Source organism: Colwellia sp. SU-HH01172 (assembly GCF_057553355.1).
Genome location: NZ_BAAJMB010000001.1, coordinates 1,193,483 through 1,219,310 on the forward strand (window position 1 = coordinate 1,193,483; position 25,828 = coordinate 1,219,310).

Annotated in this window: 29 protein-coding genes; 10 read left to right on the forward strand and 19 right to left on the reverse strand. The window is 39.8% G+C overall.

Translation table 11 applies throughout. The features are described from left to right. Both AC27JP_RS05290 and AC27JP_RS05295 read right to left on the reverse strand, forming a co-directional pair. The gene (locus tag AC27JP_RS05290) at nt 1-1,938 is read right to left on the reverse strand and encodes a methyl-accepting chemotaxis protein (protein WP_487112748.1); all 1,938 of its coding nucleotides are present in this window, start codon (nt 1,936-1,938) and stop codon (nt 1-3) included. Nucleotides 1,939-2,133: 195 nt separating this feature from the next. Continuing rightward, complete coding sequence (locus tag AC27JP_RS05295; protein ID WP_487112749.1) at nt 2,134-4,164, reverse strand: 2,4-dienoyl-CoA reductase FMN-binding domain-containing protein; 2,031 nt, start codon at nt 4,162-4,164, stop codon at nt 2,134-2,136. A 198-nt stretch (nt 4,165-4,362) separates the two neighbouring features. On the opposite strand from AC27JP_RS05295, the gene AC27JP_RS05300 reads away from it, so the two are divergent. Beyond that, nucleotides 4,363-4,902, forward strand: coding sequence for a hypothetical protein (locus tag AC27JP_RS05300; protein ID WP_487112751.1), 540 nt, complete (start codon nt 4,363-4,365; stop codon nt 4,900-4,902). Here the strand turns inward: AC27JP_RS05300 and AC27JP_RS05305 are convergent. After that, entirely contained in the window at nt 4,899-6,263 is a 1,365-nt protein-coding gene (locus tag AC27JP_RS05305) for an MFS transporter (protein ID WP_487112753.1), read from the reverse strand. The two genes, AC27JP_RS05300 and AC27JP_RS05305, sit on opposite strands and share 4 nt — an antisense overlap. Before the next feature lie 348 nt (nt 6,264-6,611). Between AC27JP_RS05305 and uvrA the strand changes: the two genes are divergently transcribed. The 3 genes from uvrA to AC27JP_RS05320 all read left to right on the forward strand — a co-directional run bounded on the left by uvrA (nt 6,612) and on the right by AC27JP_RS05320 (nt 11,178). Next, complete coding sequence (gene uvrA, locus AC27JP_RS05310; protein WP_487112755.1) at nt 6,612-9,449, forward strand: excinuclease ABC subunit UvrA; 2,838 nt, start codon at nt 6,612-6,614, stop codon at nt 9,447-9,449. A 156-nt stretch (nt 9,450-9,605) separates the two neighbouring features. Then, a complete protein-coding gene (locus AC27JP_RS05315; RefSeq protein ID WP_487112757.1) occupies nt 9,606-10,277 on the forward strand; it encodes a fused MFS/spermidine synthase in 672 nt (223 codons plus the stop codon). A gap of 1 nt (nt 10,278) precedes the next feature. Beyond that, nucleotides 10,279-11,178, forward strand: coding sequence for a spermidine synthase (locus tag AC27JP_RS05320; RefSeq protein WP_487113475.1), 900 nt, complete (start codon nt 10,279-10,281; stop codon nt 11,176-11,178). Nucleotide 11,179: 1 nt separating this feature from the next. Here the strand turns inward: AC27JP_RS05320 and AC27JP_RS05325 are convergent, their stop codons facing one another. Both AC27JP_RS05325 and rluF read right to left on the reverse strand, forming a co-directional pair. Beyond that, nucleotides 11,180-11,791: an FMN-binding negative transcriptional regulator gene (locus AC27JP_RS05325; protein ID WP_487112758.1), complete on the reverse strand. Its 612-nt coding sequence runs from the start codon at nt 11,789-11,791 to the stop codon at nt 11,180-11,182. 98 nt (nt 11,792-11,889) lie between these two features. Next, nucleotides 11,890-12,825: a 23S rRNA pseudouridine(2604) synthase RluF gene (rluF, locus tag AC27JP_RS05330; RefSeq protein ID WP_487113477.1), complete on the reverse strand. Its 936-nt coding sequence runs from the start codon at nt 12,823-12,825 to the stop codon at nt 11,890-11,892. A gap of 234 nt (nt 12,826-13,059) precedes the next feature. Between rluF and AC27JP_RS05335 the strand changes: the two genes are divergently transcribed. Then, on the forward strand, nt 13,060-13,758 hold the full coding sequence (locus AC27JP_RS05335) for a pirin family protein (RefSeq protein WP_487112760.1): 699 nt from the start codon (nt 13,060-13,062) through the stop codon (nt 13,756-13,758). Then, the gene (locus AC27JP_RS05340; RefSeq protein WP_487112762.1) at nt 13,755-14,294 is read left to right on the forward strand and encodes an NADPH-dependent FMN reductase; all 540 of its coding nucleotides are present in this window, start codon (nt 13,755-13,757) and stop codon (nt 14,292-14,294) included. The genes AC27JP_RS05335 and AC27JP_RS05340 overlap by 4 nt, the downstream gene beginning before the upstream one ends. A gap of 54 nt (nt 14,295-14,348) precedes the next feature. Here AC27JP_RS05340 and AC27JP_RS05345 read toward each other — a convergent pair whose 3' ends face one another. The 5 genes from AC27JP_RS05345 to AC27JP_RS05365 form a co-directional block, all read right to left on the reverse strand. After that, the gene (locus AC27JP_RS05345) at nt 14,349-14,540 is read right to left on the reverse strand and encodes a hypothetical protein (protein ID WP_487112764.1); all 192 of its coding nucleotides are present in this window, start codon (nt 14,538-14,540) and stop codon (nt 14,349-14,351) included. Further along, on the reverse strand, nt 14,537-15,160 hold the full coding sequence (locus AC27JP_RS05350) for a DUF2238 domain-containing protein (RefSeq protein WP_487113478.1): 624 nt from the start codon (nt 15,158-15,160) through the stop codon (nt 14,537-14,539). The genes AC27JP_RS05345 and AC27JP_RS05350 overlap by 4 nt, the downstream gene beginning before the upstream one ends. A 54-nt stretch (nt 15,161-15,214) precedes the next feature. After that, nucleotides 15,215-15,649 (reverse strand): DUF3291 domain-containing protein, encoded by a 435-nt coding sequence (locus AC27JP_RS05355; protein ID WP_487112765.1) that lies wholly within the window; start codon nt 15,647-15,649, stop codon nt 15,215-15,217. A gap of 44 nt (nt 15,650-15,693) precedes the next feature. Continuing rightward, a complete protein-coding gene (locus AC27JP_RS05360; RefSeq protein WP_487112767.1) occupies nt 15,694-16,371 on the reverse strand; it encodes a response regulator in 678 nt (225 codons plus the stop codon). A gap of 84 nt (nt 16,372-16,455) precedes the next feature. Next, nucleotides 16,456-17,991, reverse strand: a complete 1,536-nt coding sequence (locus AC27JP_RS05365) for an ATP-binding protein (RefSeq protein ID WP_487112769.1) — start codon at nt 17,989-17,991, stop codon at nt 16,456-16,458. A gap of 268 nt (nt 17,992-18,259) precedes the next feature. Between AC27JP_RS05365 and AC27JP_RS05370 the strand changes: the two genes are divergently transcribed. Further along, on the forward strand, nt 18,260-18,646 hold the full coding sequence (locus AC27JP_RS05370; protein WP_487112771.1) for a hypothetical protein: 387 nt from the start codon (nt 18,260-18,262) through the stop codon (nt 18,644-18,646). On the opposite strand, the gene AC27JP_RS05375 is transcribed toward AC27JP_RS05370, so the two are convergent. The 4 genes from AC27JP_RS05375 to AC27JP_RS05390 all read right to left on the reverse strand — a co-directional run bounded on the left by AC27JP_RS05375 (nt 18,599) and on the right by AC27JP_RS05390 (nt 20,471). Continuing rightward, nucleotides 18,599-18,973: a hypothetical protein gene (locus AC27JP_RS05375; protein WP_487112773.1), complete on the reverse strand. Its 375-nt coding sequence runs from the start codon at nt 18,971-18,973 to the stop codon at nt 18,599-18,601. The genes AC27JP_RS05370 and AC27JP_RS05375 overlap by 48 nt on opposite strands. 7 nt (nt 18,974-18,980) lie before the next feature. Next, a complete protein-coding gene (locus AC27JP_RS05380) occupies nt 18,981-19,691 on the reverse strand; it encodes a DUF6445 family protein (protein ID WP_487112775.1) in 711 nt (236 codons plus the stop codon). Between the two features lie 67 nt (nt 19,692-19,758). After that, nucleotides 19,759-20,037, reverse strand: coding sequence for a putative quinol monooxygenase (locus AC27JP_RS05385; protein ID WP_487112776.1), 279 nt, complete (start codon nt 20,035-20,037; stop codon nt 19,759-19,761). A 95-nt stretch (nt 20,038-20,132) separates the two neighbouring features. Further along, a complete protein-coding gene (locus AC27JP_RS05390) occupies nt 20,133-20,471 on the reverse strand; it encodes a winged helix-turn-helix transcriptional regulator (protein WP_487112778.1) in 339 nt (112 codons plus the stop codon). 115 nt (nt 20,472-20,586) lie between these two features. Here AC27JP_RS05390 and AC27JP_RS05395 point away from each other — a divergent pair, with 115 nt between their 5' ends. After that, entirely contained in the window at nt 20,587-21,354 is a 768-nt protein-coding gene (locus AC27JP_RS05395; protein ID WP_487112780.1) for an SDR family NAD(P)-dependent oxidoreductase, read from the forward strand. Between the two features lie 67 nt (nt 21,355-21,421). On the opposite strand, the gene AC27JP_RS05400 is transcribed toward AC27JP_RS05395, so the two are convergent. Continuing rightward, nucleotides 21,422-22,213, reverse strand: a complete 792-nt coding sequence (locus AC27JP_RS05400; RefSeq protein WP_487112782.1) for a hypothetical protein — start codon at nt 22,211-22,213, stop codon at nt 21,422-21,424. A gap of 132 nt (nt 22,214-22,345) precedes the next feature. Further along, complete coding sequence (locus AC27JP_RS05405) at nt 22,346-22,750, reverse strand: helix-turn-helix domain-containing protein (protein WP_487113480.1); 405 nt, start codon at nt 22,748-22,750, stop codon at nt 22,346-22,348. A gap of 83 nt (nt 22,751-22,833) precedes the next feature. On the opposite strand from AC27JP_RS05405, the gene AC27JP_RS05410 reads away from it, so the two are divergent. Further along, nucleotides 22,834-23,430 (forward strand): class I SAM-dependent methyltransferase, encoded by a 597-nt coding sequence (locus tag AC27JP_RS05410; protein WP_487112784.1) that lies wholly within the window; start codon nt 22,834-22,836, stop codon nt 23,428-23,430. A 156-nt stretch (nt 23,431-23,586) separates the two neighbouring features. Continuing rightward, on the forward strand, nt 23,587-24,075 hold the full coding sequence (locus AC27JP_RS05415) for a chloramphenicol phosphotransferase CPT family protein (RefSeq protein WP_487112786.1): 489 nt from the start codon (nt 23,587-23,589) through the stop codon (nt 24,073-24,075). 25 nt (nt 24,076-24,100) lie between these two features. On the opposite strand, the gene AC27JP_RS05420 is transcribed toward AC27JP_RS05415, so the two are convergent. The 3 genes from AC27JP_RS05420 to AC27JP_RS05430 are packed head-to-tail and all read right to left on the reverse strand — an operon-like array spanning nt 24,101 to nt 25,817. Further along, a complete protein-coding gene (locus tag AC27JP_RS05420) occupies nt 24,101-24,913 on the reverse strand; it encodes a formyl transferase (protein WP_487112788.1) in 813 nt (270 codons plus the stop codon). Between the two features lie 27 nt (nt 24,914-24,940). Further along, nucleotides 24,941-25,351: a GFA family protein gene (locus AC27JP_RS05425; protein WP_487112790.1), complete on the reverse strand. Its 411-nt coding sequence runs from the start codon at nt 25,349-25,351 to the stop codon at nt 24,941-24,943. A gap of 34 nt (nt 25,352-25,385) precedes the next feature. Beyond that, nucleotides 25,386-25,817, reverse strand: coding sequence for a GNAT family N-acetyltransferase (locus AC27JP_RS05430; protein WP_487112792.1), 432 nt, complete (start codon nt 25,815-25,817; stop codon nt 25,386-25,388). Between the last annotated feature and the right edge of the window lie 11 nt (nt 25,818-25,828).

The window sequence follows — 25,828 nt, forward strand, 5'->3', positions numbered from 1 at the left end:
CTATTTTTTCAAAGTAAATTGTGCCAATTGTACCGCAAGTTCTTCCGCGAGTTGAGAAATATTCGCACCCGCACTGGCTGCATCTTCTGCAGACTGCAATAAATTGTCAGTACTTTCTGCAATATCTTGGGTATTGCCGGTAATGCCGACGACCATATCACGCTGCTGCTCTACCGCACTGGATATTTCCGTTGTCGACGAGACAATTTCGTTAACATTATGACTTACTTGTTGAAAAGTTTCCGCGACTTGCGCCGTTTTCTCAACCCCTTGTTCAGCTTGTTCAACACCCGTTTTCATCGCTTCAACAGAGCGAGTTGTGCCTTGTTGCAACTGTTCAATAATACGTTGTATTTCACTAGTTGAATCTTGTGTTCTACTGGCAAGTGTCCGTACTTCATCGGCAACAACCGCAAAGCCTCGCCCTTGCTCGCCCGCTCGCGCCGCTTCAATTGCCGCATTCAATGCTAATAAATTAGTTTGATCGGCAATTTCTCGAATAACATTTACAAAGGTGCCAATTTCAGAACTATGTACCGCTAACTCGTCAATCACTTGTGCTGAGGTATTAACTTGTGTCGAAATGGCGGTGATGACATTGGCGGTATCACTGATAACTTGCTCGCCGTGCTTAACATTAACGCTAGCTTGTTCAGTTAACTGTTGCGCTCCTGTGGTGTTTGACGAGATAACTTGAACTGAGTCATTTACTTGATTGATTGAACTGGCCACTTGATGTGTATCTTGCTGTTGCTGAGCAATGTTTTTCTCCATTGCTTCAGTTAAGGCATTAATATTAACTGCCGCCGATTTCAACACCGAGACATCATTGTCGACATTCACTAACAAGTTATGAATTTTACTCTGCATTTGACTAAAGCGTGCCGCAATATCACCAAGTTCGTCTTTTGACTCTGTACTAATTGCTTGAGAAAAATCACCGTTACCTAAGCGTTCAGCAGCCAAATTTATTTTATTTACGTTTGCACTCAGCGAATAATATATACCGACTAATAAATAACTAATGGCTAGCATGATCACAACCAATATAATCGACAACCACCATAAGGTTTGCATACTGTTACTTTTTAATTTTTGAATACGCTCAACTAATAATTGCTCGGAGCTCGACAATAAGGCTAGCAGCTTTTGATATTGCGCATCGCCTAAACGTTGCGCTTGATTTGCACTCCATTGAATACTGTCCGGATTGATCACTTCAGCTCGTAGCGCCACTTGAAATTCATCCAATGAAGAGGTTAGTTCATCATATTGATTAACGTAATCCGTAAAGCTATTTGGGGCAACACGCTTGAGTTGTTCATTGGTTTTCGCATATTGCAGTTGTAACTCATCAAGTCGATTGTCCAGTGCCACGAGTAAAGTATATGACTCGGCACTAAAGCCGTCATTTTTAATGATTGATAAAGTTAAGTCGCTAATTCGCCCTAAATATTCTACCAAGGCTGGCATTCTAATAATCGCCGCTTCGGCTAAATAAAATGCTTGCGGATCAGGCTCACGAGATAAACCACTCACTGCCGATAAACTTTCCCGTAAAGCCAGCGTTTTATCATAAAACATAGAGAAGTCAGCAAACTGCATTTCACTTGACTGAACGTCCTGCCAGCCAGCTTGCAGAACTTGCTGATCTTGTGGAGTTAACTCAAGCCCGTTTACTTTTTCACTGACATTATTGACGTTGGCCGGGTTTAAGCGAGTTTCTGCGGCCGATTGCTCTAATTTGATGACAGTAACAATTTGGCTATGGCCTGTTAGCTCTTGCTGATACTGATTCAAGTCATGAATTTGTTGTTTAACAATCCAGACAAAACTAACCACCAGAGGGATATAAAACATTAACGCTAATAGTGAGAATTTAGCTTTAAATCGTAGTGAATTGGAAATGGCAATTGCGGGGTTAAATATCAGCGTCATAGTCACTCTTATCTTTTTTATTATCAACAATATGCTTATACATTAGTTCAATAAGCATATCATTTGACCAAGATAAGTTAACGATAATTTCAATTTAATTTAAATTGCCAATGACTTAAGGGCTTTCGTTGGTAAGGCTTATTTGGCTGCCAGTAACTTGCACAGCCAAATAGATACGCGATTTTCACTGTTAGCTTAAATTTTCGCGGCGAGCTCAGCAGCTTGTCGAATCGCTCTTTTTGCATCTAATTCTGCCGCCACATTAGCGCCACCGATCAAATGTGCTTGCACTCCTTGCGAATCCAATTGCTGGTATAAGCTGCGCTCAGACTGCTGCCCAGCACAAATAATCACGTTATCAACCGCTAAAGTTTGCTGCTCACCATCAATACTGATCACTAATCCGTCGTCATTTACTGCTTGGTAGCTAACACCGGCAAGCATTTTCACACCATTTTTCTGCAGCGTTGCTCGATGAATCCAACCTGTGGTTTTACCTAAACCAGCCCCTACTTTCGACATTTTGCGCTGTAATAAGTAAATTTCCCGGATCGGATGCTCTTGAGCTGAGGCTTTCGCTAAGCCACCATTTTCTTGGTAATCTTTATCTACTCCCCAATTTTGCAACCATTTTTCTGGGTTAGTGGTTAACGACTCTTCTTCTACCAAAAATTCAGCGACATCAAAGCCGATACCGCCGGCACCGATAATCGCAACCCGTTTACCGACTGGCTCTTTATCACGAAGCACTTGTAAATATGATTTCACTTTTTCATGTTCAATACCTGGAATATCAAGTTGTCGAGGTGTGATACCTGTTGCCAAGACAATTTCATCAAATCCTGCCGCAATTAACTGTTCGGCACTTTGCTCTTGATTTAAATTCAAGCCAATATTAAGCAACGAAATTTGTTTATTAAAATAACGTAGGGTTTCATAAAACTCTTCTTTACCCGGAATTTGCTTAGCGTAATTAAACTGACCACCAATTTCTGAGCCACGGTCAAATATTTCGACCTGATGACCACGTTGTGCCGCATACACACTAAATGCAAGACCCGCTGGGCCAGCGCCAACTACGGCGATTTTCTTATTCGTTTGCGCTTTTTCAAAGGTCAGCTCGGTTTCATAACACGCAGTAGGATTGACCAAACAAGAAGCTCGCTGTTGCTTAAAAACATGATCTAAACAGGCCTGATTACAACCAATACAGGTATTAATTTCGTCACTTTTATTGGCTGCCGCTTTAGCAACAAAATTTTCATCCGCTAAAAATGGTCGTGCCATCGACACCATGTCAGCCTGACCGGTGGATAATATTTCTTCTGCCACTTCCGGCGTATTAATCCGGTTAGTCGTCACAAGTGGCACACTAACTTCTTTTTTCATCCGTTCGGTGATCCAAGTAAAAGCACCACGCGGTACCGAAGTCGCTATCGTGGGAACACGCGCTTCATGCCAGCCAATTCCGGTGTTAATTAACGTCGCGCCAGCCGCTTCCACACCTTTTGCCATAGTGACTACATCTTGCCAACTGTTGCCACCTTCAACTAAATCTAGCATTGATAAACGGAAAATAATGATAAAATCATTACCTGCACTGGCTCGTACAGCACGAATAGTTTCAATGGCTAAGCGCATTCTATTTTCAATACTGCCACCCCATTCATCGGTCCTTTTATTCACTTTGACACAGCTAAATTGGTTAATGAGATAACCTTCAGAGCCCATGATTTCAACACCGTCATAACCCGCTCTTTTTGCTAGTTTGGCAGAATGAGCAAAGTCTTTAATCGTGCCTTTAATTTGACGAACAGACATAGCTTTTGGGGTAAAAGGGTTGATGGGAGATTTTACTTTACTGGCCGAAACACTAAATGGATGGTAAGAATATCGCCCGGCATGTAATAACTGCAAACAAATTTTAGTGGGATATTTATGTACCGCTTCAGTGACTTTTTTATGTTTGCTCACTTGCCAAAACTTACTAAGCTCACAACCAAATGGCGCCAATCGTCCTCGCGTATTCGGACTAATTCCCCCCGTAACAATGAGTCCCACCCCACCTTTTGCGCGTGCTTGGTAGAAGGCAGCAAGTTTGTCAAAGCCGCCCTTTTCTTCTTCCAAGCCAGTATGCATAGACCCCATCAATGTTCTATTGGCCAATGTGGTAAAGCCGAGGTCGAGCGGTGCTAGTAAATGTGGGAAAGCAGTATTGTCACTCATAATATGTCACTTATATTTACGATATTGAAATTGCGATACTGTGCTAGTGTTAAATCTAGCAGCTTTTTTTGGTCGTACCAGTTAGCTATAAAGTATCTGCATCGGCAAAAAAACTCAAGCTTTATTTTGACACCTGTCAGATTGTTTGGTTTTTTCATGGTGAAAAAGCAAAATGAATTGTTGTTTACATCTATATAAATGACAATATGCGATGCTGTAGACAGGAGGAGAGTAAACATTAACATTGATAAGCAGATAATTATTAGTAACGCCATCGCACAGCTAGCGCAAGAATTAGCATCAACTCTGATTGCGGCAGAAAATGCTCATAAAGCCGCGACAGATGACCAGTCTATTGCAGAAACTCAATATGACACCTTAGCTATTGAACAAAGTTATTTGGCGGAAGGTCAATCAAGACGAGTAGAAGAGCTAAAAGCTGCCATCAAAAGTTTAGAAAACATCAGCGTTGAGAATTTGCAGCCAAGCCAAAGCATAAAAATCGGCTCATTGGTACAATTGGAAAAAGATGCCACTAAGCAGCGATGGTTTTTTATCGCCCCTGCTGGCGGTGGCTTTCGCTACCATTTAAAGCCTGAGGAAATTCAGGTTGAAGTGGTGATGATTACCCCTCAATCACCGATAGGTTCGGCATTAATGGGCTTGGAACTTAATGATGAAATCAATGTTAATATCGCCGGCAATATTCAGGCTGATTTCATCACTAAAGTAATTTAACGGTTAAGTAATGCTTTAATGTTCACTAAATCTACGGTTTTATCGTCAACTTTTAAGTAAGCAACCGCTTCATCATGCATAATCGTTGCCTCAATAACACCAGGCATTTCACTTAATTGTTCCGCCACTTGCTGTGCTTGTTCGTCGCTATTAATGCTAGTTGCAAAGCTATAAGCCTTAGATTTTTTCAATGGTTTCATACCTAAAGTTAACAATAACCAAACAAGTGCAAATAATGCCATCACTAAAAATATGCTTTGTTCTCCAAAGTTACTGGCAATAAAACCACCGATAATACCGCCGGCAAAAGCCCCTAAAAATTGACTGCTAGAGTAAATTCCCATCACACTGCCTTTGACACCAGCCGGGGCAATGCGTGAAAGAATTGAAGGCATTGTTGCTTCTAAATAATTAAAAGCGGTAAAAAACATCATCACTAATATCAAAAGCGTGGTGATAGTCATTGGCAAATACCAAAGCAATAATAAAGCTAAAGTTAGCAAGGCAACAGCCGCACTGAACATTTGATTCTCTTTTTGCTTCTTCATTGCAATGATCATAAATGGCACCATCAAGAAAAAAGAACCAATTAAGGTTGGTAAGTACAGTTGCCAATGTTGTTCAAGTGCTAAACCACTGGCGACAAATTGTTTTGGCAAGGTGACAAAACAAGCGGTTAGCGCCATATGAAGAATAAATACGCCCCAGTTCAAGCGCGATAATTGGCTATCAAGAATCAAGCTAACTAGCTTTGACGGCAGAGCAACATTGTCGCCTTTAGGCGCAGTATTGACGGAATTTGGCACGACAAATTGAATAGTGAACATAGCAAAAACGGTTAAAATGGCAATAAACCAAAATAAGCCACTTAAGCCAAACGCTTGTGCGACAATTGGGCCAATAATCATAGCGACAGTAAATGAAATACCAATAAACATACCAATCGTCGCCATCACTTTTGGTCGCTGTTCTTCACGGCTTAAATCGGCGGCTAAGGCAAGTATCGCACTGGCGATAGCCCCCATACCTTGCAGTGCTCGGCCAAGAACCACGCCGTAGATAGTGTCAGACATTGCCGCTACCACACTACCTAATAAAAATATCACTAGACCGACTAATATCACCGGTTTTCGTCCAAACTTATCAGACAAAATTCCCATTGGGATTTGCAACAAGGCTTGTGTAAGGCCATAAGCGCCTATCGCTAAACCTATCCATATTGGGCTATAACCTATGAGTTGCTCGCCATAAATAGCAAATACCGGCAAGATCATAAACAGGCCTAACATCCGCAGACCAAACACTGAGGCTAACGAAAATGCTGCCTTCTTCTCTATACTATTTAAACCGGATGCGCTCATGAAAATGTAAACTCTACTTAAACTGAATAGTAAACTCTAAACCTAGCTGCCAATAGGGTAGCAAAACGCGCATATCTTACCACGCTCACCGAATGAACAAAAACAGAGATTTAAGATGAATTCGGATTAAAAACTGTGCGATAATATTCGGTTCTAACTTTATGTTCAGGTGAAGATAATACTTAGCGTAACTTGCTTTAAAAACAACCGTTATTGGTTGCTATTTTATCGCGAATAGTTATTTCAAGTATTGATATAGCGTAAGGTAATTTGCAATCAGTCCATCAATTCACATACGGGAATTTACGTATAGAAATAGTTGGGCGTAAAACTGGTCACATTGTCATTATGAAGAAAATTGAAGTCAGGGGTGCGCGCACTCATAACTTAAAAAATATTAATTTAGATATTCCTCGCGATAAGTTAATTGTTATTACCGGCCTTTCCGGTTCAGGTAAATCTTCATTAGCTTTTGATACCCTGTATGCTGAGGGACAAAGACGCTACGTTGAGTCACTTTCTGCCTATGCTCGCCAGTTTTTATCGTTAATGGAAAAGCCCGATGTCGATCACATTGAAGGTTTATCGCCAGCGATATCAATAGAACAAAAATCGACTTCCCATAACCCTCGTTCAACCGTCGGTACTATTACCGAAATTTATGATTACCTGCGTTTATTATACGCCCGTGTCGGTGAACCTCGTTGTCCAGATCATCACTTACCACTCGCCGCACAAACCATTTCACAAATGGTTGATCGCGTTTTAGCACTTGAGGAAGGCACCAAGGTCATGGTGCTTGCGCCGGTATTGCAAGACCGTAAAGGTGAACATGTAAAGTTATTAGATAACCTAGCCGCACAAGGATATATTCGTGCGCGTATCGATGGCGAAGTGTGTGATTTATCCGATCCACCCACTTTAGAATTACATAAAAAACACACTATTGAAGTGGTTGTTGACCGCCTAAAAGTACGTGAAGATATTCAATTACGCCTTTCTGAATCTTTTGAAACAGCACTTTCCTTAACCTCAGGTACCGTGAAAGTGGCATTTATGGATGAGCCAAATAAAGAAGAATTAGTTTTCTCGGCAAATTTTGCTTGTCCTAAATGTGGCTATAGCATGCAAGAGTTAGAGCCGAGGTTATTTTCCTTCAATAACCCCGCAGGTGCTTGTCAAACCTGTGATGGCTTAGGTAATCAGCAATACTTTGACCCAAGTCGCGTTATTGCGAACCCAGAGCTGAGTTTAGCCGGTGGTGCTATTCGTGGTTGGGATAAAAGAAACTTTTACTATTTTCAAATGCTACAAGCACTAGCAGATCATTATCAATTTGCCCTAGATTTGCCTTTTAGTGAATTAGACGAAAAAACTCAACAGTTAATTCTACGCGGTAGTGGTAAACAAGAAATTGAATTTAAATACATGAATGATCGCGGTGATATTGTCATTCGCAAGCACCCATTTGAAGGTATTTTAAATAATATGGATCGTCGTTACGGAGAAACGGAATCTAACGCGGTGCGTGAAGAGTTAGCAAAATATCTTAACAGCCAACATTGTCCTGATTGTAATGGTAGCCGCCTGCGTTTAGAAGCACGTAACGTTTTTATTGATGACACACCATTACCACAAGTTGCCGAATTTGCCATTGCCGATGCTTTAGCATTTTTCCAAGGTTTAAATTTGACTGGCCAAAAAGGCCAAATTGCCGAGAAAATTCTTAAAGAAATTAATGACCGATTAGGCTTCTTAGTCAATGTTGGTTTGAACTATTTGAATTTATCACGTAGTGCCGACACCCTATCTGGTGGTGAAGCTCAACGTATTCGTTTGGCGAGCCAAATTGGCGCCGGTTTAGTCGGTGTCATGTATGTATTAGACGAACCTTCCATCGGTTTGCACCAGCGCGACAACGAACGCTTACTGGAAACGCTGATCCATTTACGTGATTTGGGCAACACAGTTATCGTAGTTGAACACGACGAAGATGCGATACGAGCTGCCGACCATGTTATTGATATTGGCCCAGGAGCTGGTGTTCACGGCGGTAATATCATTGCCGAGGGTGATGTAAATGACATTCTAGCGTGTGAAGACTCACTTACCGGACAGTACTTGTCAGGAAGAGAGTGCATTGAAATACCAAAAGTTAGAACCCCATTTGATAAAAAAAATGTTGTTGAACTCAAAGGCGCGACAGGTAATAACTTGAAAAATGTTGATTTGATTATTCCAAATGGCCTTATGACCTGCATCACCGGGGTATCAGGCTCAGGTAAATCAACCTTAATTAATGACACCTTGTACAAGCTTGCTCACACCGAATTAAATGGTGCAACCACACAAGAGCCAGCACCATATAAAGAGATCATAGGCTTAGAACAACTTGATAAAGTGATCGATATTGACCAAAGCCCCATTGGCCGAACACCACGTTCAAACCCGGCAACTTATACTGGTATTTTTACCGCCGTTCGCGAAATATTTGCCGCTACGCAAGAGTCACGTTCACGAGGTTATAAACCGGGCCGTTTTAGCTTCAATGTTAAAGGTGGCCGATGTGAAGCTTGTCAGGGTGACGGCCTCATTAAAGTTGAAATGCATTTCTTGCCTGATGTTTATGTACCTTGTGATGTTTGTAAAAGTAAACGCTACAACCGTGAAACCTTAGAAGTAAAATACAAAGGTAAGAGTATTCACGAAGTGTTGGATATGACTATTGAAGACGCCTTTGAGTTTTTCGCCCCCATTCCCGCGGTAAAACGTAAACTGCAAACCTTAATGGATGTGGGTTTAAGCTATATCAAACTTGGACAGTCGGCAACGACACTCTCAGGTGGTGAAGCACAACGAGTTAAATTATCGAAAGAACTGTCTAAGCGAGATACCGGTAAAACTCTTTATATTCTTGATGAGCCAACCACAGGTTTACATTTTCATGATATCAAGCAATTACTACAAGTTATCCATCGCCTACGCGATCACGGCAATACCATTGTGGTAATCGAGCACAATTTAGATGTGGTTAAAACCGCAGATTGGATTGTTGACTTAGGGCCAGAAGGTGGCTCTGGTGGTGGTGAAATTCTGGTCACCGGCACGCCAGAACAAGTGGCTAAGCATAAAAACTCCCATACGGCGAGATTCTTAAAACCGTTATTAGCGAACGCCAATAAGTAGTCATTAATATTTCACCTCTGTGGCAATGTTGATGCTTTTTCAAAGGCTTGTTATTTTGTAACAAGCCTTTTTTCTGCCTAGCATCTATTAGACGTAAGGTTTAAGATAAATTACAACCACAACAACCCATCACTATTAACAAAAGAAGTATGCTAAATGACTCATAAAAATAACAATATTCAGCAGTGGCAAAACCCCTTAATCTATCTATTAGCCTTTAGTAGTGGCTTTTCCATCATGGGTATAGAGTTACTTGGTGGTCGAATTCTTGCGCCATTTTTTGGTAGTAGTGTTCATATTTGGGGCAGCATTATCACAGTGTTTATGCTGAGTTTATCTATTGGTTATTTGGTTGGAGGAAAACTTTCTACCAAGGCCGCTTCATTAAATCGCTATGGTTTAATTTTTATTTTTGCGGGTATCACGGTATTACCGGTCGCATTTTCATCACAAGGTATTATGGAAGCCATATTCTTAGCAATTGAAGATACCCGTTATGGCTCGCTCGTGGCTTCAATGGCATTGTTTTTCATTCCCACCGTTATTCTAGGTATGATTTCGCCTTATTCGGTGCGCTTATTGGTGACTGACAAAAATAAAAGTGGTCAAGTAGCAGGCTTTTTATACTTTGTTTCGACACTTGGTAGCGCCTTAGGCACAATTATCACTTCCTTCTATTTAGTCTTACTGTTTGAAGTTAACGACATTATTATCGTATTTAGCAGCGTTTTGGTGCTACTTGGTATCAGCGCCATGCTATTTAACCGCCTTAGCCAAAAAAATACCGCAGCAAACAAGCTAACACAGCAAGGAGCAGCACATGAGTAAAATGATTATCAGCTTAATCATAAGCGTGATCTGTAGCACTTGTTTTAGCGCGCTAGTGCAGGCGAAAACCATTCACAGTGAACGTTCACTTTATCGGAATATTTTAGTGGAGGAAAAACGAGGGCTACGCTGTTTAAAATTTAATGTAAGAAGCGCAAAAACCCAACAAAGCTGTATGTTAGTTGATGACCCTCAACGCTTAGTTTTTAACTATACCAAAATGTTATTTTCTAGCTTGTTGGTTAACCCAAACCCCGAGCGTATCCTCATTGTTGGTTTAGGTGGCGGCACCATGTCGAATTCACTACACCAAATTTTTCCGTCAGCAACAATCACCAATGTTGAAATTGATCCTGCGGTTATTAAAGTAGCGAGAAGTTATTTTGGCTTTTTCGAAAATGAAAGAGTAACCTCAGTGGTGCAAGACGGGCGAATTTTTGTTAAACGTGCAGTGTTAAAAAAACAACAATACGACTGGATCATTCTTGATGCTTTTAACGGCGACTACATTCCCGAGCACTTGCTGACCAAAGAATTTTTACAAGAAACCAAACAACTGTTGAGCAACAATGGCGTGCTGTCTGCCAATACCTTTTCCGTTAGTGACTTATATAATTTTGAATCAGCCACTTACAAAGCCGTATTTGGTGACTTTTTTAATGTTAGCAACAATAGAAACAGCAACCGCATTATTTTAACCAGTATGCAACCCTTACCCGATGGCAAACTTATTGCTGAGCGCGCGAAAGTATTACAGGAAAAGTTAGCCGTTTTCGATGTCAACATTGCCGAAATTACCAGTCAAATGACCTCGACAGCGACCATTCAAGATTGGCCAAGCGACACCCGATTATTGACCGACCAATACTCGCCAGCCAACTTACTAAACCTAAGTAACTAACTCAATCGCCAATACCAAGCCTTAACTCATGCATCAAGGCAAGTAAGGCTTGGTGGTCAGCAGACTTTGATTGACTAAGCGCATGGGTGACACCTTGTTGATCCTCAACACTTCGGTGCTGGCCTAGTTTAGCTTTTGCTTCAACAGTTTCTATTGCAATACTAAAGCCGACAATACCGTTACTTAACTTTTCTTGATATTCAGGCGTAACCACACTGTTGGGCTTTAGCAATTCAGGTTCATACTTAGCCAATAGCAATTGCAGTGCATGGCTGGTTTCTTCGGTAGCCATTATTTTAGCACTACCTTTGACATGAACCGTGGCATAATTCCAGGTTGGTACCGCAGGTTTACTGTGATAGTAATTTGGCGAAATATAGCCATGTGGGCCATGAAAAATCACTAGATGTTGTTCACTACTCTCAGACATATCACGCCAATGTGAATTGCTACGTGCAAAATGGCCGAGTAAGCGCTGATTTTCACGGTCTAAAATTATCGGGAGATGACTCGCTTGCAACGAAGGTGATAGCAAAGTTGCAAAACCGTAGCTTTCAATAAACGAATAGATTTGCTCTTGCTCTTCAATTCGCCACTTTTCTGGAACATGCATCGCACAAAACTTCCTTGTAGTTGTTAAACATTTGCCTTTGAACGAAAATCTTATCTACACCTGCACATATTCCGTTGTTTTCAACGTAAAGTGGCAGGTCAACTTTTCTTTTTTAAACTTAGCTTTTTCTTTCCTGTCGCGCTTGTTGTTGTTTTTTTCACATCAATACGGGTTAACTTCTTATCTGAATACTTATCAGCCTTTGACGTTATCGTTTTGTTGGCATGTTTAATATCAGCAATATCAACCTTTTTAGCTGCTTCAGTAATTTTTGTCTCAGTATAATCATCATCAGCGGCGGTTTTACGAGAACCAGCCACAGCGGCATTTATCTCGGCCATTTCACTCGCGGTTAGGTCACGCCATTGTCCTGGACGTAACTGCCCTAATTCCACATTCATGATACGAGAGCGATTAAGTTTCGTTACTTCATAACCAAGATATTCACACATCCGGCGAATTTGTCGATTTAGGCCTTGGGTTAAAATAATACGAAAAACAAATTTGCTTTCAGGCGTGACAATACAAGGTTTAGTGATGGTCCCAAGAATAGGGACGCCTTTTGACATTCTTTCAATAAAACGTTCGCTGATCGGTTTATCTACCGTCACGATATATTCTTTATCATGAGCATTTTCAGCACGCAGAATTTTATTAACAATATCGCCATCACTGGTCAAGAAAATAAGTCCTTCAGACGGCTTATCTAAACGACCTATAGGAAATATACGCTTACTATGACCAATAGCATCAATAATATTACCTTTAACATTTCGCTCAGTAGTACAAGTAATGCCTATGGGTTTATTGTACGCAATATAAATACGGTCGGTATGGTTACTCTCACTGGCCTTAATTTCCCTGCCGTCAACGCAAACCTTATCACCTGAAATAACTTTTGTACCCAGTTCAGGCACTTTGCCATTGATGGTAACGCGATTATTTTCTATTAATTTGTCGGCAAACCGACGAGAACAATAACCTGAGTCACTAATATATTTGTTAAGACGCTTTCCGTTAGTTGACACGTATATTCCTAAAAACAATGACAACGATGCGTTGCCTAAATCAATTACGGCTATTTTAACTAAAATTTCCCTACATGTAGAGCATGCTAAGCTGAGAACAACTAATTATTAACAAAACACCGTTTAAAAGAACATTGTTGCACATAATGTAATAATTATTTACTTAAGCTCATATTTATCAATGTTGAATATCAGCATAAACTGGCTATACCCATTACCAATCATGACGAGGCAATTGATATGAAAACACTCACTTTTGAGCAATTACCACAAACTGGTTTTGCCGGGCTACTTGAACGACGTTTTGTTATTAATCAACAATTATTTGGCCGCTCTAAAACCAATGCTTTTGCTGGCTTAGGAAACTTTGTTTATCTCGCTGATGCCAATTTTTTACCTTTTGGCGAAACTCGCATGCATAGTCACCAAGAAGTTGATGTTATCTCTGTGATGGTTGAGGGTGAAATTGCCCACCAAGGAAGTTTAGGTCATGGTGAACGTTTAACCGCAGGCTCAGTACAAGTGCAACGTGCTGGCGCTGAAGGTTTTAATCATAATGAAGTGAACCCAAATGCTCAACATAATCAAATGATCCAGCTTTGGGTGTTACCTGACGATTTAGGTGAACAAGCTGGCTATAAAGTCTATCAACCTGATGTTGGCCAGCTAGAAAAAGTGTATGGTGGGGATAAAAGCCAAGACAAAACCTTTAACAGCAAAATATCTATCGCGGTAAGCAATACTGAAGTAGAGCAAAATATTAAATTTTCTGGTGAAGTATTAGTATATTTGAGTAAAGGCAGCGCCAAAATTAATGGTGAAAAAATTGCAGCCCGCAGCTTAGTGCATTGTCAGCAAGGAGTTAACTTTACAGCGTTAACACAAGGACAAGCTATATTTATTTACCAAACAGACAACAACAACGAGGTACTATCATGAAAGTAATCGCATTTGGCGCAAGCTCAAGTCATAAGTCAATCAACAAACAATTTGCAGCCCATGCTGCCAGCTTAGTTAGCCAACAAGTAGCTGCTGAAATTGAAGTACTCGATTTAAATGACTTCGAACTACCATTATTTAGCCAAGATAAAGAAGAAGAATTGGGTCAACCGGAAGCCGCAAAACGCTTTTTCAAAAAGCTAGGCGAAAGTGATGCGATTATCATTTCCTTCGCAGAGCACAACGGCAGTTACACCGCCACTTATAAGAACTTATTTGACTGGGCTTCACGCATTAACCAAAAAGTTTTTCAAGAAAAGCCAATGCTTTTACTTTCAACTTCACCCGGACCTGGCGGTGCAGGTACGGTTTTAGCCGCGGCAACTGGCTCTGCGCCCTATTTCGCTGGTCAAGTGAAAGCCTCGCTATCAGTGCCGAGCTTCTATGACAATTTTGATATCGAAAATAATCGACTTAAAAATGAAGAATTTCAACAACAACTTACTGCAGCGATTGATGCTCTGCTAAAGTCGTAAACTAGCAAGGCAGGGTAAATTCGTTGCCCTGCGCTTTACTGCCTCCCCTTTACTTCAACTATGATTTTCAGCGGTTTTCTCTGTGTGCTTACCATCACTGTTTACAATAACTTTAGGTTGTTCGGTTTTGGTATCAACCTTAATTTTTCCAGCTTTGCCCGACACTGAAAAAGAACTACAAGCGGATAGCGTAAACATCATACCCGCTGCAACCAATATTAGTAATACTTTCATCATGGCAGTCATATGTTCTCCGCAACAAGGTGAGTTGGTGATTTCAATTTTTTCAGGGCTTGATCATGCAGTTTGGCTAAAACCGCTAATGATAAAATCGCCCCTAATAACGCCAAAGCCATATCTGATTGTGTATCCCAGACATAACCTTGTGTTCCTAAAAATGCTTCAGCATCTTCACCACTAGCTAAGGCAACCCACCATTCGATTAATTCATAAAATGCGCTAAAGGCTAAACAGATTGATACGATAATAACATTCAACCAGCTTTTGCCATTGACGATGGCTTTACGAATGAGTATTTCACGGGCTAGCAATGCCGGTACAAAACCTTGAAAGAAATGGCCAACTTTATCGTAGTTATTACGTTCGGAGCCCATCCAATTAGCTATGGTATCAAACAAGGGAACTTCAGCGTAGGTATAGTGCCCGCCAACCATAAGCACGATACAATGCAATAGAATAAAGTTGTAAAGTAAAGTCGTTAACGGGAAGCGCCGTATAGTCACTGCCATCAATACTAAGCCAATTAACGCCGGTAATACTTCTAAAAACCAAGTGAAATGATCTTTAGGCGCAATAGCCGACCATATAAAAACCAACCAAAATATAACTAACCACAGTACTTTCAACATGCGACTACCTTATTAACAAATATATAAATAAAATATCCCAAACTTTAAGTGCTACACATAAAATGGTACTTTCAATGAAAATGCATAGGGAGACTCGCCATAACAGCGCAAGTGCTCTAGTCGCACAATGCCATCATCAACGGTAGGCAGCTCTCCATCATCAAGCCACCACAGAGCATAATTAGCTTGATTCATTGGTTCAAACCATTGCTGCTTTTTTCTCATAAAGCTGCGATGATCTGTTTTAAACATAAAGGCTTTCAGAGCCTCGATAGAAGACCAAACGGACATATTAACGATGATATTCGGATCACTGAAGGCTTGAATATCGGTTGCGTTATTTCCGTCACCGATTAAGCGCCAAATAAAGCCATCACTTGCTTCAGCAATAGCATTGACTCGCTCAAGGTTATCGACAAATTCTTTTATTTCCGGGGCATCAAGCGGGTATTTCGCTTGAGCAATGTTCAATTGAGCCAGTTGCATTTTTCATCCTTGTAAACACAGCAATTTTTGTTCATCAAGCCAATTTACACTAACTCGACTTTATAACCAACACTATAAACAGACTGCACTATTTCACTGTCAGCTTTCAGCGCATTTATTTTTTTACGTAACTTTTTAACATGACTATCAATGGTTCGCTCGCTAACCACTCGATGATCTTGATAAACAAGTTCTATTAATTGTGCCCGAGAAAATATTCTCCCCGGCTCTTTTGACAACACCTTGAGTAAGTTAAATTCTATAGCGGTTAGTTCTACCGGCTGGCCATACACAGTCGCGTGATATTTACTTTCATCGAGACTAATCACTTCTTGTGCTTGCTTAGGTGTTAGCAAGCTTTGCGTGCTTCTACGTAAAATAGTTTTAACTCTGGCAACAACCTCTCGCGGTGAAAATGGTTTACAGATATAGTCATCGGCCCCGAGCTCTAAACCAATTAAACGGTCGATCTCTTCAACACGTGCTGTGATCATAATAATTGGGATATTTGAAAATGCCCTAAGCTCTTTACATAGCGTTAAACCATCTTTGACCGGTAACATTAAATCCAACAAAACCATGTCATATCTGTCACTTTTAACTGCTTCTACCACTGTGCTGCCATCATGTAACATTTCCGCGCTAAATTGCGCCTGTATTAAATAATCAGACAATAGTTGAGCAATTTTAACTTCATCTTCTACCACTAAAATATTGGTCATAAACATCCCATTATCAAATACATTATTATGCTTCCCAGACCGTTAACCTTTGACGATTAATGTTTGTTAGAGCTTTTTTAACCCCTAACAAGTCGGAATAGTAATTTTTATCATTAAACCACCTAACATAGAAGCACTGGCAGTAATTTCACCTTGATGAGCACGGACAATATTTTTGCACAGCGCTAAACCAATACCACTACCGCCGGTATTGCGATTCCTCGAACTATCAACCCGATATAAATGTTCAAATAACTTATCTAATTCGTCTGCTGTAACGCCAGGTGCGCTGTCTTCAAAATATAAACAGGCTTGTCCTTTTTCTTGTTGTAATAACAAAGATACTTGACCGGGTTCATCGGTGTATTTAGCGCAATTAGAAAATAAATTATCTATAAGCTGATTGAGTCTGGTGGCATCTGCCCAACATTTAATTTTATACTTAGGTAAATCTACCGTTAAACTTAAGCCTTGGCTTTTCAGTAAACCACGATGCCTTTCAGCATTCAAATGAACCAGTTGATTAAGATCTATAGCAGACTTTTGATAACGCATTGCACCAATTTCAGCTTGGTTTAACTCATTTAAATCATTAATCAGCCGCTGTAAATGACTGACTTCATCAGCAATACTCTTAATATTGACAAGGCTCAATGGCCTAATGCCGTCTTCCATCGCCTCAACTTCACCTTTAATGATAGCTAAAGGTGTACGTAACTCATGCGCAATATCGGCTAACCAACGTTTTCTCGATACTTCATTTTGCTCTAGCGTTGCGGCTAAATCATTAAAATTTCGCGCTAGCGTAGCAAGTTCATCATTACCCGTGATTGGCAGCCGTGTGGTCAGCTTGCCGGAGTTAACCTTAACAACGGCTTTTTTTAACCGTGTTATTGGTCTAACAAAATGACTAGACAGGGGAATAGTGACAGTAACAATAACAGCAAAAATTCCCGCTAACACCCAAAGTAGATATTGGTTAATTTCATCAACAAATTGCAAATCAAATTTGTCAGTTATTTGCTCTGCTGGCGGTAAAGCAACGTAACCAACAACGTTATCATTGACGAGAATCGCTTGCTCGACAAAGCCATCTGCATATAAACCGATCAACAGCGTTTTATCTTGATTCAGCAAACTGTATTTTGGCGGTATTGATTTTAGTCTATCTTCAGTAGCTGAAAAGTCTCTTGGTGGTGGCAACCCCCTGCTGGTTCCTTTTGGCCGTCTATAGTCACCGTTCCCTGAGTTAAGCCTATCTTTTCTTGGTGAAAAGCCCTCGCGATCTGCCGCTAATTTGAGTTGTTCTAGGTCTTCAGGATACTTTAAATTTTGCTCTGACAACCGCAAAATAATATGCCAATATCTCCCGTTGGCATCATTTCGTTGTGGCTCTGACTCGCCACTTTGACGCCGCATTGCTGACTTATCTCGATTAAAAGGCCGCCGAGGTTTACCACCAGCCAAATGACGAGGAGGAGGAAAAGCTTTGTTTTCGTGAGGTGGAGCACTTGAGGCAACTATCTTTTGCCAATCGCCATGCTCTTGGTAAACAGCCGCCAAATTATCAGCTATCAGTTGTAAACTTTGCGCCTGGCGCTGATTAACATAATTAAGCATGCCGCGATCTACTCCCCATTGTATTAATCCATACAGAATTAACAGCAAGGTAAAGCTAGTTAGAAAAAGCACGAGCAGTAATTTGGGAAATATGCGCATTTTATCTATGAGTATTATTCGTTTATAAAGCAGTTATAACGCGAATTGGAAGAAATGTCTGCGCTCCTAGACTGTTTGCACATTTATTCCTTAGTATTTGCACTTTTATTGCTTATTTATGTATTAAGTTCTCTATAGCAACAATCATTGTCGTTTGGAGTCTCTAGCAATGTCATTTTATCTACTTATTCTAAAGAGCGTAAAAGTTAAACTAACGATTGCACTGTCACTATTGTTACTTAGCATATTGAGTGCATGTAATGATTCAAATAATGTCGATGAAATTATTCAAATAAAGGTCGAAGCAACTGCTTTACAGTCCACTTTTACAAGCATATCGCCTATGGAAGCACAACAAGCGCACTCCACTGCTAGTGTCGAAGCTAGCCAGTTCAATAGAAGGGTAGTCAATAATAAAGCAGTATTAGCTCCTAGCGGTAATAGTAGCTTAGTCGATATTGACTCGCCGTTAGCAAATTTAGCTTACCCACAGCACAAGGATTTTTCATCAGCCGTTAATAGCAGAATAAATAATAAAAGCGCCAAAAAACAATGAGCATAAACCTGAAAAACGAAACATCGAACTAAACTTGCTTGCAGACCAGACTGCAAATACTCGATGTTTTTCTTCACCAATAATCACTAAAAATATTGAGGTAAATGCCATTAGTAAACCAAGTACACTATGCATTATTTCGGCACTTGTCGATGCCGCATAATGAATAAAAGCTATAGCAAAAAATAGTCGGCTAAGAATTTCGAAAACATGAAAATAACGCTTTTGACTAAAGATAATTATTGCCTGAGCAAAGCCAATTGGGTTTTTGATCATTTTCAAACTCAACAACATCATCAATACACCGAACAAGGCAATGAATATCATAAAATCATTAATCTTCGGCCATCCAAAAAAATGTTACCGCTAAACGTTTATCTCTTTTGTCTTTGCCAAAGTAACCACTCGCACTATGAGCTAGGTTACCTTTAAATAAAATGAGTCGATTAAATTTATTTTCAATTGCCGTATCTTCATACCAAGCACTTGGTGGCAAGCTAGATGTACTTAAGGCATCAACCAAATTATAATACGGAGCTTCAACTTTGTTACCCCCAGCAGCACCATTACTATATTTTAAGCGATAAAAACTAGTACCAGAATGAGGTTTAGGATCTTGGCTTAGATACAACACAGCACCATAGCGACATAACTTTCGATTGTCCACATGAGGTCTCGCAGCACCTTCATCAGCACCAACTAAAATTGCAGTATTAGTATCAACGACAACACTATCTGACTCAGCCACCCAAAATTTAGATTTATTAACTTGAGATTTCGCCCAATCCTCAACTAACTGCAGATCTTTTTTACCTAAGGCGTTCTTTGAACGCATACCTGGCCATAGTTCATCAGTATAAGGCTTACCTAACTTCCATTTTTTTTTGTTGTAACACTTGTTTGCAATATCAATGGCTTTCTTAACTGGAAAGAAATCATCTTGAATCCAATAGTTAACACCTAACTCAGGTTTTTCATACGGTAACGTTGGAGAATTATATGGAACATCTGGCAACTCCATGCTTTCGTGATATTTATCATGCATATAGTTTTATTTACTCCCTTTTAATACTAGCCGTGAAGTATATAACTCGGTAATTGTAATGTACATTCTACTTAAAATAAGCGCCTTTGGGTGGTGCGCCGAACAAGCTCATCGCTGCTTGCATGTCTTCTTGTGGGTAATTGGTAATAGCTTGTTGATGATTTTCAATACTATGCCAACGTTCAATAACCATAAATTGATTATCATGTTCATGATGCTGCAATAATTCACAAGACAAGCAACCTTCAGAGCCAGATATATAAGGAATAAGGCTCTCTAAAAATGTGTAAAGCTCGGAGGCTTTTCCGTCTGCGGCAGTAAACTCATTAACTCTTACTATTGTCATAATTTTCTCTCAACATACTGTATTAAAGGTATTTTAGGGAATTATTTGCTGATAGCTACTTCTCACACTGGCAATGGAAACATTGCATTTGCCACTTAACTTTGATCAATTTCCTGTTGCAGCTGCTCTAATGCTGTCGTTATGGCTAAAAACTTTCGGCCAAAATCAGTAACATAATATTCAACTCTCGGCGGTAGCTCGTTATAACTTATCCGCTTTAAAATACCAAACTCAATATTTTTCTTTAAACACGCATTAAGCACTTTCGTTGTCAAACCATCAACACTGCGCACCATTTCACCGGGGCGATTAATACCATCAGCCAGCATTTGGTAAACCGTTAACGACCATTTACAACCATAAATCGTTTCCACCATACGTGCACTATCTAAAGGTGGTGTTTTTCTTGAAATTATTTTTTCATTGTTAATCATAAAGATGTACCAAAAAGTACCTACCTCACTAAATTGTGCCTACTTTTCAACGCGCTAACCAAGCCGCTAAACTAGCTCTACTTTAGCAAGTGTAGACAACTATTTGGAGAAATTTATGAATAACTTAACCAACAAACTAGCACTCATTATCGGAGGCTCTAGCGGTATGGGCTTAGCAACTGCAATGCAACTGGCAGAAAACGGAACACGCTTAATTATTGTCGGGCGCGATACCGAAAAATTAGCGCAAACAAAAAAGCAATTATCACCTTTAACTCATGTTGAAACCTTGTCAGTTGATTTATACGATTCCAAACAAGTTGATGAATTAAATCAATATATTGAACAACTACCACAGCACATTAACTATCTAGTCAATGCTGCAGGTTACTTCAAACCTACCAGTTTTATTGAACATAATAATGATATTTACGACCAATATATGGAGCTAAATCGTGCGACATTTTTTATCTCGCAAACTGTGGCAAAAAACATGATCAAATATCATGGCGGTGCAATTGTTCATATTGGTTCAATGTGGGCAAAACAAGCGATAAAAGCAACGCCATCTTCAGCCTATTCCATGGCAAAAGCAGGCTTACATGCATTAACCCAACATATGGCGATGGAGCTTGCTCAGTACAATATTCGCGTTAATGCCATAGCGCCAGCTGTAGTAAAAACACCTATTTATAGCTCATTTATCGCTGAAGAAGAAATAGATTCAGCCCTGGCAGGGTTTGATGATTTTCATCCCATTGGCAGAATAGGTACCGCTGAAGATATTGCCAATAGCATCAACTTTTTACTTAGCGATAAAGCCGATTGGGTCACAGGTGCAATCTGGGATCATGATGGTGGAGTGATGGCGGGTAGAAATTAGCCCATATTATCAATATATTAAAACATGATTGAAGTATTAGTTATCACCTTAGCAATATTTCAATCGTTTAAAACTCTTGCTGGAAGTAGTGCTGAAGAATATCTTTTTCTTCCGGATTCACAAACGATAAATGTACTTCCAGCAAGTCGCCGTTATTTTTTAAGTGATCTAGTTGCTGGTTTATACGCTGAATAAACTTTTTGCTGTCAAGGTTATCAGTACACATTAAATGTCCTAAAACATACGGTGAGGTAGCGGCGACTTCATAGGAGCGGAAGTTTATTTTCCTCTCAGAACCATAAATTTGTTGCGGATAGAGTAAGGCGAATTCAGCCCGTCCTTTTGCAAACATACTGATTAAGCCAGTTTCATGCTCACTACTAAAACGCTCAATTTTGTTTTTATCCGCTAGCGCTGCAATTTGTTTATCTAAATCATCACCATAAGAAATATGCCCAGAAACAATCACTTGTGAATCTGGCTTAGCCTTAAAAACTTCAGATAATAGCACTTTATTCCTAATACCGTCGTAAGTTTTAGCAATAGGAGAGTATGAGGCATTCTGGTACAAACGCCGACTTAAAAACAAATTAATCGGTTGACTAAAAAGGTACTTATCAAGGCGTTGTTTAGTTTTAATTTTATTGACGACGCAAATATTTTCCCCTTTATTCATAAGCGCTAAAGAACGTTTTGTATTCATATATTCAAACTGAATATTTTGACGCTCCTGCGCTAAGGTATATAAATTAGTTGCCGCACTTAAGCTCGCCATACGGTTATTGGTTTCAAGGCTATTTAAGTCGTTAATATTGTCGGTATGAATAAAAATAGTCGCTGCTTTTGTTGTCAGAGCCATAACGCTACAAACAATAGATATCAAAAAAACTATTCGATTAATTAACATAAAAGCGCTACCACTAAATAAAGCCTGTATTAAGTATAGTAAGTCAAGGTTATAAAGAAACGTTCATATTTGAGATGCTAAGGATTATAGTTTGCTTTTAGGCCGTAGCCCTTTTTTACTAACCACATTAAGTATTCGACGGAATTTAGCACACTCCATATGAGTTTTTTGCTGACAAACTGCAGCGTGTCTAAGTCCGTCTCTCATCGTCGTCATCTCAGCGATTTTACTATCCAGTTCATTGGCTTTTGATAACAATAAACTTCGATCAATTTCCACACCTTGTGGTAGTAACATTGCTTTAATTTCATCTAATGCTAAGCCAACATTTCGCCCTAAAGTAATTAAAGCTAATGTTTCTATAACCTCCGGCGCATAATACCTTCTTAAGCCGTTACGACCAAGAGATTGAATTAAGCCTTTTTCCTCATAATATCTCAATGTCGACGTCGGTAATCGAGATAACTTGGCAACCACACCTATATCCATAAACTTAGCTCTTGACTTAAAGTCGACTTGAAGTAGTAACCTCACTATAACACTAACAAGCCGATAAATTGAGGAAAAATATTATGTGGGATGAGCGCTACAATAGTACCGAGTATGCATACGGGGTCGAACCAAACAAATTCTTAGCAGAGCATTTCAACACCATAAAAAAAGGAAAAATTCTCAGCTTAGCTGAAGGGGAAGGAAGAAATGCGGTATTTCTCGCCCAACAGGGTTACTCAGTCACGGCCATTGACACCTCAATTGTCGGTCTAAATAAAGGCAAAAAACTCGCTATGAAAAACAATGTCGATGTTGAATTTATTCATGCCGATATCAATGAATTTGACTTAGGTAATCAGCGTTGGGACGGTATTATTTCAATATTTTTCCCGCTACCGTCACAGCAACGGCAAACACTTTATAAAAAACTCGCTCATGCAGTAAAACCAAACGGGGTATTTTTTCTCGAAGCCTATACTCCACAACAAATTAACAACAACACTGGCGGTGGAAAAATAGCAGATGTTATGCAGTCAAAGCAGTCTATTCAGCGTGAATTGCTTGGCTTTAATTTTAAACACTTACTCGAACTCGAACGCAATATAACCGAAGGTATCTATCATACAGGTGTAGGCTCAGTTGTTCAGGCAATTGCAAATAAAGCTCGCCAATTTTAATCGCTACAGCTGAAACTTAGCTCAACTTCACTGAGAAATTGACATGACCTAAGTGAAGTTGAGATTGAGAAAAATGATGCCTTTTAATCACAAAGACGGTAAATTTGTCATTGCATTAACCCGAGCTAATCAAACGTTTGAAGGCACAACTTTACAATGAACGGAAAAATAATCGTCTTAAATGGCACCTCAAGCTCAGGAAAAACAACCTTAGCGAGAGAGCTACAAAGCCAATACTCCGACGCATATTTATTGTGTTCGCTCGATGCTTTTTGGGATATGACGCCCTACAATATTCCCGCAGGCTCAAATAATTTTCCAAAAATGAAGTTAGCCATGGCAAAGTCGGTTAAAGCATTGGCAGAAACTGGCCATAATGTGATTGTTGATATCGTATTTTGTGGCCAAAAGACTTATGAGGAATTTTCTAGCACATTGGCTGACTTCACAGTTAGCTTTATTAAAGTTGACTGTCCGCTATATGAGCTAGAAGAACGTGAACTAGCCCGTGGCGACAGGCCGCATGGTTTGGCGCAATCACAAATCAAAAGTACTCACGACGGCGTCGTGTATGATTTAACCATAAACACCGCCGCTAACTCCCCACAACAATGTGCCGATATTATCATTAACTATTTAGCATAATAATGCTTACGGGCATGCAAATAATTTAGGGTTTTATCGCCTTTGTCAGCAGTGCCAGCACTTCTTGTTCGTTAAATAGACGGCCGAATTTTTTCTGAAATAAATCCAACTCATCCCTTGTTGGAAAGCTATAGTATTGCCCTTCATCGACTTTCTTTACTGAGTCTAGCCATTGATGACATACCAAGTTATCTATCGCTTGTGATATCAACTGACAACCATCAAAATATAAATTCAAGACATGCCATAAATATGACTTATCAGCTTGTATGTCAGTGCTTGATGTCGCAATAACACGGCCAGTATCTATAGTACTGTCATCAATAAAATGCAATGTTGTGCCTATTTTTCTTTCGCCGTTGAGCATGGCCCAAAACGTTGCCATCACACCACGATAATCCGGCAATATGCCAGAGTGTAGATTTAACACCCCATACTTAGCAACACCAATCACCTGTTGTTTTAGTATCACACCGTAGCGCACTGAAATTATAAGATCAGGAGCAAGTTCAGAAAGCTTATTTATGCCAGAAGGCGTATTTATTTCATTGAGTAATGTCACTTCAATGCCATAGTGCTGTGCAATGTCATCATAGCTTTTGAATGTTGTGGCAATAGCTGACTGATTCTCACTGGCGAAAGCCCACTTATTTAGTAATGAATAAACCACATTCTGCTCGAAATCAGCGAGCTCTTGCAAAGCTTCCGGACGAGAACTTTTCCCGCCGACAGTACTTGATAAAAACACTGAGACTTGATGCGAGCTCAATTCAGGCATTAACAAATTGAGCGCTAAATTACTGGCAATATCGTTATTTAGTAGCAACACTATATTCATATAAGTACTTATCCTGCTAGTTATTTATCACTTTAAACGACTAGGCTCAAAGGTCGCATAACGTGGTAATTTCGCATCTAAATCTTCCCAATTCGCTTTTGAGTCAACAAAATTGTGTGACATTGGCCGCTCTGATAAATTGGAATCAAAAATACCGAGTCTAACTCTTACCCTGCTTTTATCTTGTTCATTGCTACTATAAACTGGGCTACCACAATTTTTACAAAAGTGCCTGGTTTTGCCTGGCTTAAATGAAAAGGTCGTTAATAGTGCCTCACCGTGCTCTATAATAAAATCATCGCGGTTAACAAAACCATTTGTCGCATAAGCAGTGCCTGAATTTTTTCGACATAACGAGCAATGACAATGAATAATATCGCTAATCTCCCCCTTAACCGATATTTCAACTTGCCCGCACAAACATTTTCCTGAATACATTTTGCTTCCTTTGGCAATCGCCATATTATGTTATTTACTTATCTAGCTCATTAGCCAGTTGCTTAACCATGTAATACTTACAACCCGTTTTTGGATAATTTTCTTGTGTCCATTGCACTTGGTAGCCGTGCTTTTTATAAAATGGCATTGCTTGAAAATTCAAGGTATCAAGTAAGGCTTTGTTGCAACCTCTAGCTTGCGCTGCTGATTCAATTTTCTGCAATAACTTACTGCCAACTTGCTGACCCCGTAAGGATTCTGAAACCCATAAGGTATTGATCATTAGCCAGTCACCAAAAGTTCTTCCTGCGGCGCCAGCAAGTACTTCATCGTTATCATCAGCTAGCTTGACGGCAATAGCTTTGCGTTCGCTTACTTCCCAACGTGCCCAGTTAAACTCTGCTATTTTTTCATCTAAAAAAGTCGTCAGTTCAGCACTTGGCTCATCTATAATTTCAATATTCAAAATGATTCCTA

Coding starts and splice junctions, on each gene's coding strand:
- AC27JP_RS05290 (WP_487112748.1), bottom strand. CDS start 1,938: ATGACGCTGATATTTAACCCCGCAATTGCCATTTCCAATTCACTACGA.
- AC27JP_RS05295 (WP_487112749.1), bottom strand. CDS start 4,164: ATGAGTGACAATACTGCTTTCCCACATTTACTAGCACCGCTCGACCTC.
- AC27JP_RS05300 (WP_487112751.1), top strand. CDS start 4,363: ATGACAATATGCGATGCTGTAGACAGGAGGAGAGTAAACATTAACATT.
- AC27JP_RS05305 (WP_487112753.1), bottom strand. CDS start 6,263: ATGAGCGCATCCGGTTTAAATAGTATAGAGAAGAAGGCAGCATTTTCG.
- uvrA (WP_487112755.1), top strand. CDS start 6,612: ATGAAGAAAATTGAAGTCAGGGGTGCGCGCACTCATAACTTAAAAAAT.
- AC27JP_RS05315 (WP_487112757.1), top strand. CDS start 9,606: ATGACTCATAAAAATAACAATATTCAGCAGTGGCAAAACCCCTTAATC.
- AC27JP_RS05320 (WP_487113475.1), top strand. CDS start 10,279: ATGATTATCAGCTTAATCATAAGCGTGATCTGTAGCACTTGTTTTAGC.
- AC27JP_RS05325 (WP_487112758.1), bottom strand. CDS start 11,791: ATGCATGTTCCAGAAAAGTGGCGAATTGAAGAGCAAGAGCAAATCTAT.
- AC27JP_RS05335 (WP_487112760.1), top strand. CDS start 13,060: ATGAAAACACTCACTTTTGAGCAATTACCACAAACTGGTTTTGCCGGG.
- AC27JP_RS05340 (WP_487112762.1), top strand. CDS start 13,755: ATGAAAGTAATCGCATTTGGCGCAAGCTCAAGTCATAAGTCAATCAAC.
- AC27JP_RS05345 (WP_487112764.1), bottom strand. CDS start 14,540: ATGACTGCCATGATGAAAGTATTACTAATATTGGTTGCAGCGGGTATG.
- AC27JP_RS05355 (WP_487112765.1), bottom strand. CDS start 15,649: ATGCAACTGGCTCAATTGAACATTGCTCAAGCGAAATACCCGCTTGAT.
- AC27JP_RS05360 (WP_487112767.1), bottom strand. CDS start 16,371: ATGACCAATATTTTAGTGGTAGAAGATGAAGTTAAAATTGCTCAACTA.
- AC27JP_RS05365 (WP_487112769.1), bottom strand. CDS start 17,991: ATGCTTAATTATGTTAATCAGCGCCAGGCGCAAAGTTTACAACTGATA.
- AC27JP_RS05370 (WP_487112771.1), top strand. CDS start 18,260: ATGTCATTTTATCTACTTATTCTAAAGAGCGTAAAAGTTAAACTAACG.
- AC27JP_RS05375 (WP_487112773.1), bottom strand. CDS start 18,973: ATGATATTCATTGCCTTGTTCGGTGTATTGATGATGTTGTTGAGTTTG.
- AC27JP_RS05380 (WP_487112775.1), bottom strand. CDS start 19,691: ATGCATGATAAATATCACGAAAGCATGGAGTTGCCAGATGTTCCATAT.
- AC27JP_RS05385 (WP_487112776.1), bottom strand. CDS start 20,037: ATGACAATAGTAAGAGTTAATGAGTTTACTGCCGCAGACGGAAAAGCC.
- AC27JP_RS05390 (WP_487112778.1), bottom strand. CDS start 20,471: ATGATTAACAATGAAAAAATAATTTCAAGAAAAACACCACCTTTAGAT.
- AC27JP_RS05395 (WP_487112780.1), top strand. CDS start 20,587: ATGAATAACTTAACCAACAAACTAGCACTCATTATCGGAGGCTCTAGC.
- AC27JP_RS05400 (WP_487112782.1), bottom strand. CDS start 22,213: ATGGCTCTGACAACAAAAGCAGCGACTATTTTTATTCATACCGACAAT.
- AC27JP_RS05405 (WP_487113480.1), bottom strand. CDS start 22,750: ATGGATATAGGTGTGGTTGCCAAGTTATCTCGATTACCGACGTCGACA.
- AC27JP_RS05410 (WP_487112784.1), top strand. CDS start 22,834: ATGTGGGATGAGCGCTACAATAGTACCGAGTATGCATACGGGGTCGAA.
- AC27JP_RS05415 (WP_487112786.1), top strand. CDS start 23,587: ATGAACGGAAAAATAATCGTCTTAAATGGCACCTCAAGCTCAGGAAAA.
- AC27JP_RS05420 (WP_487112788.1), bottom strand. CDS start 24,913: ATGAATATAGTGTTGCTACTAAATAACGATATTGCCAGTAATTTAGCG.
- AC27JP_RS05425 (WP_487112790.1), bottom strand. CDS start 25,351: ATGTATTCAGGAAAATGTTTGTGCGGGCAAGTTGAAATATCGGTTAAG.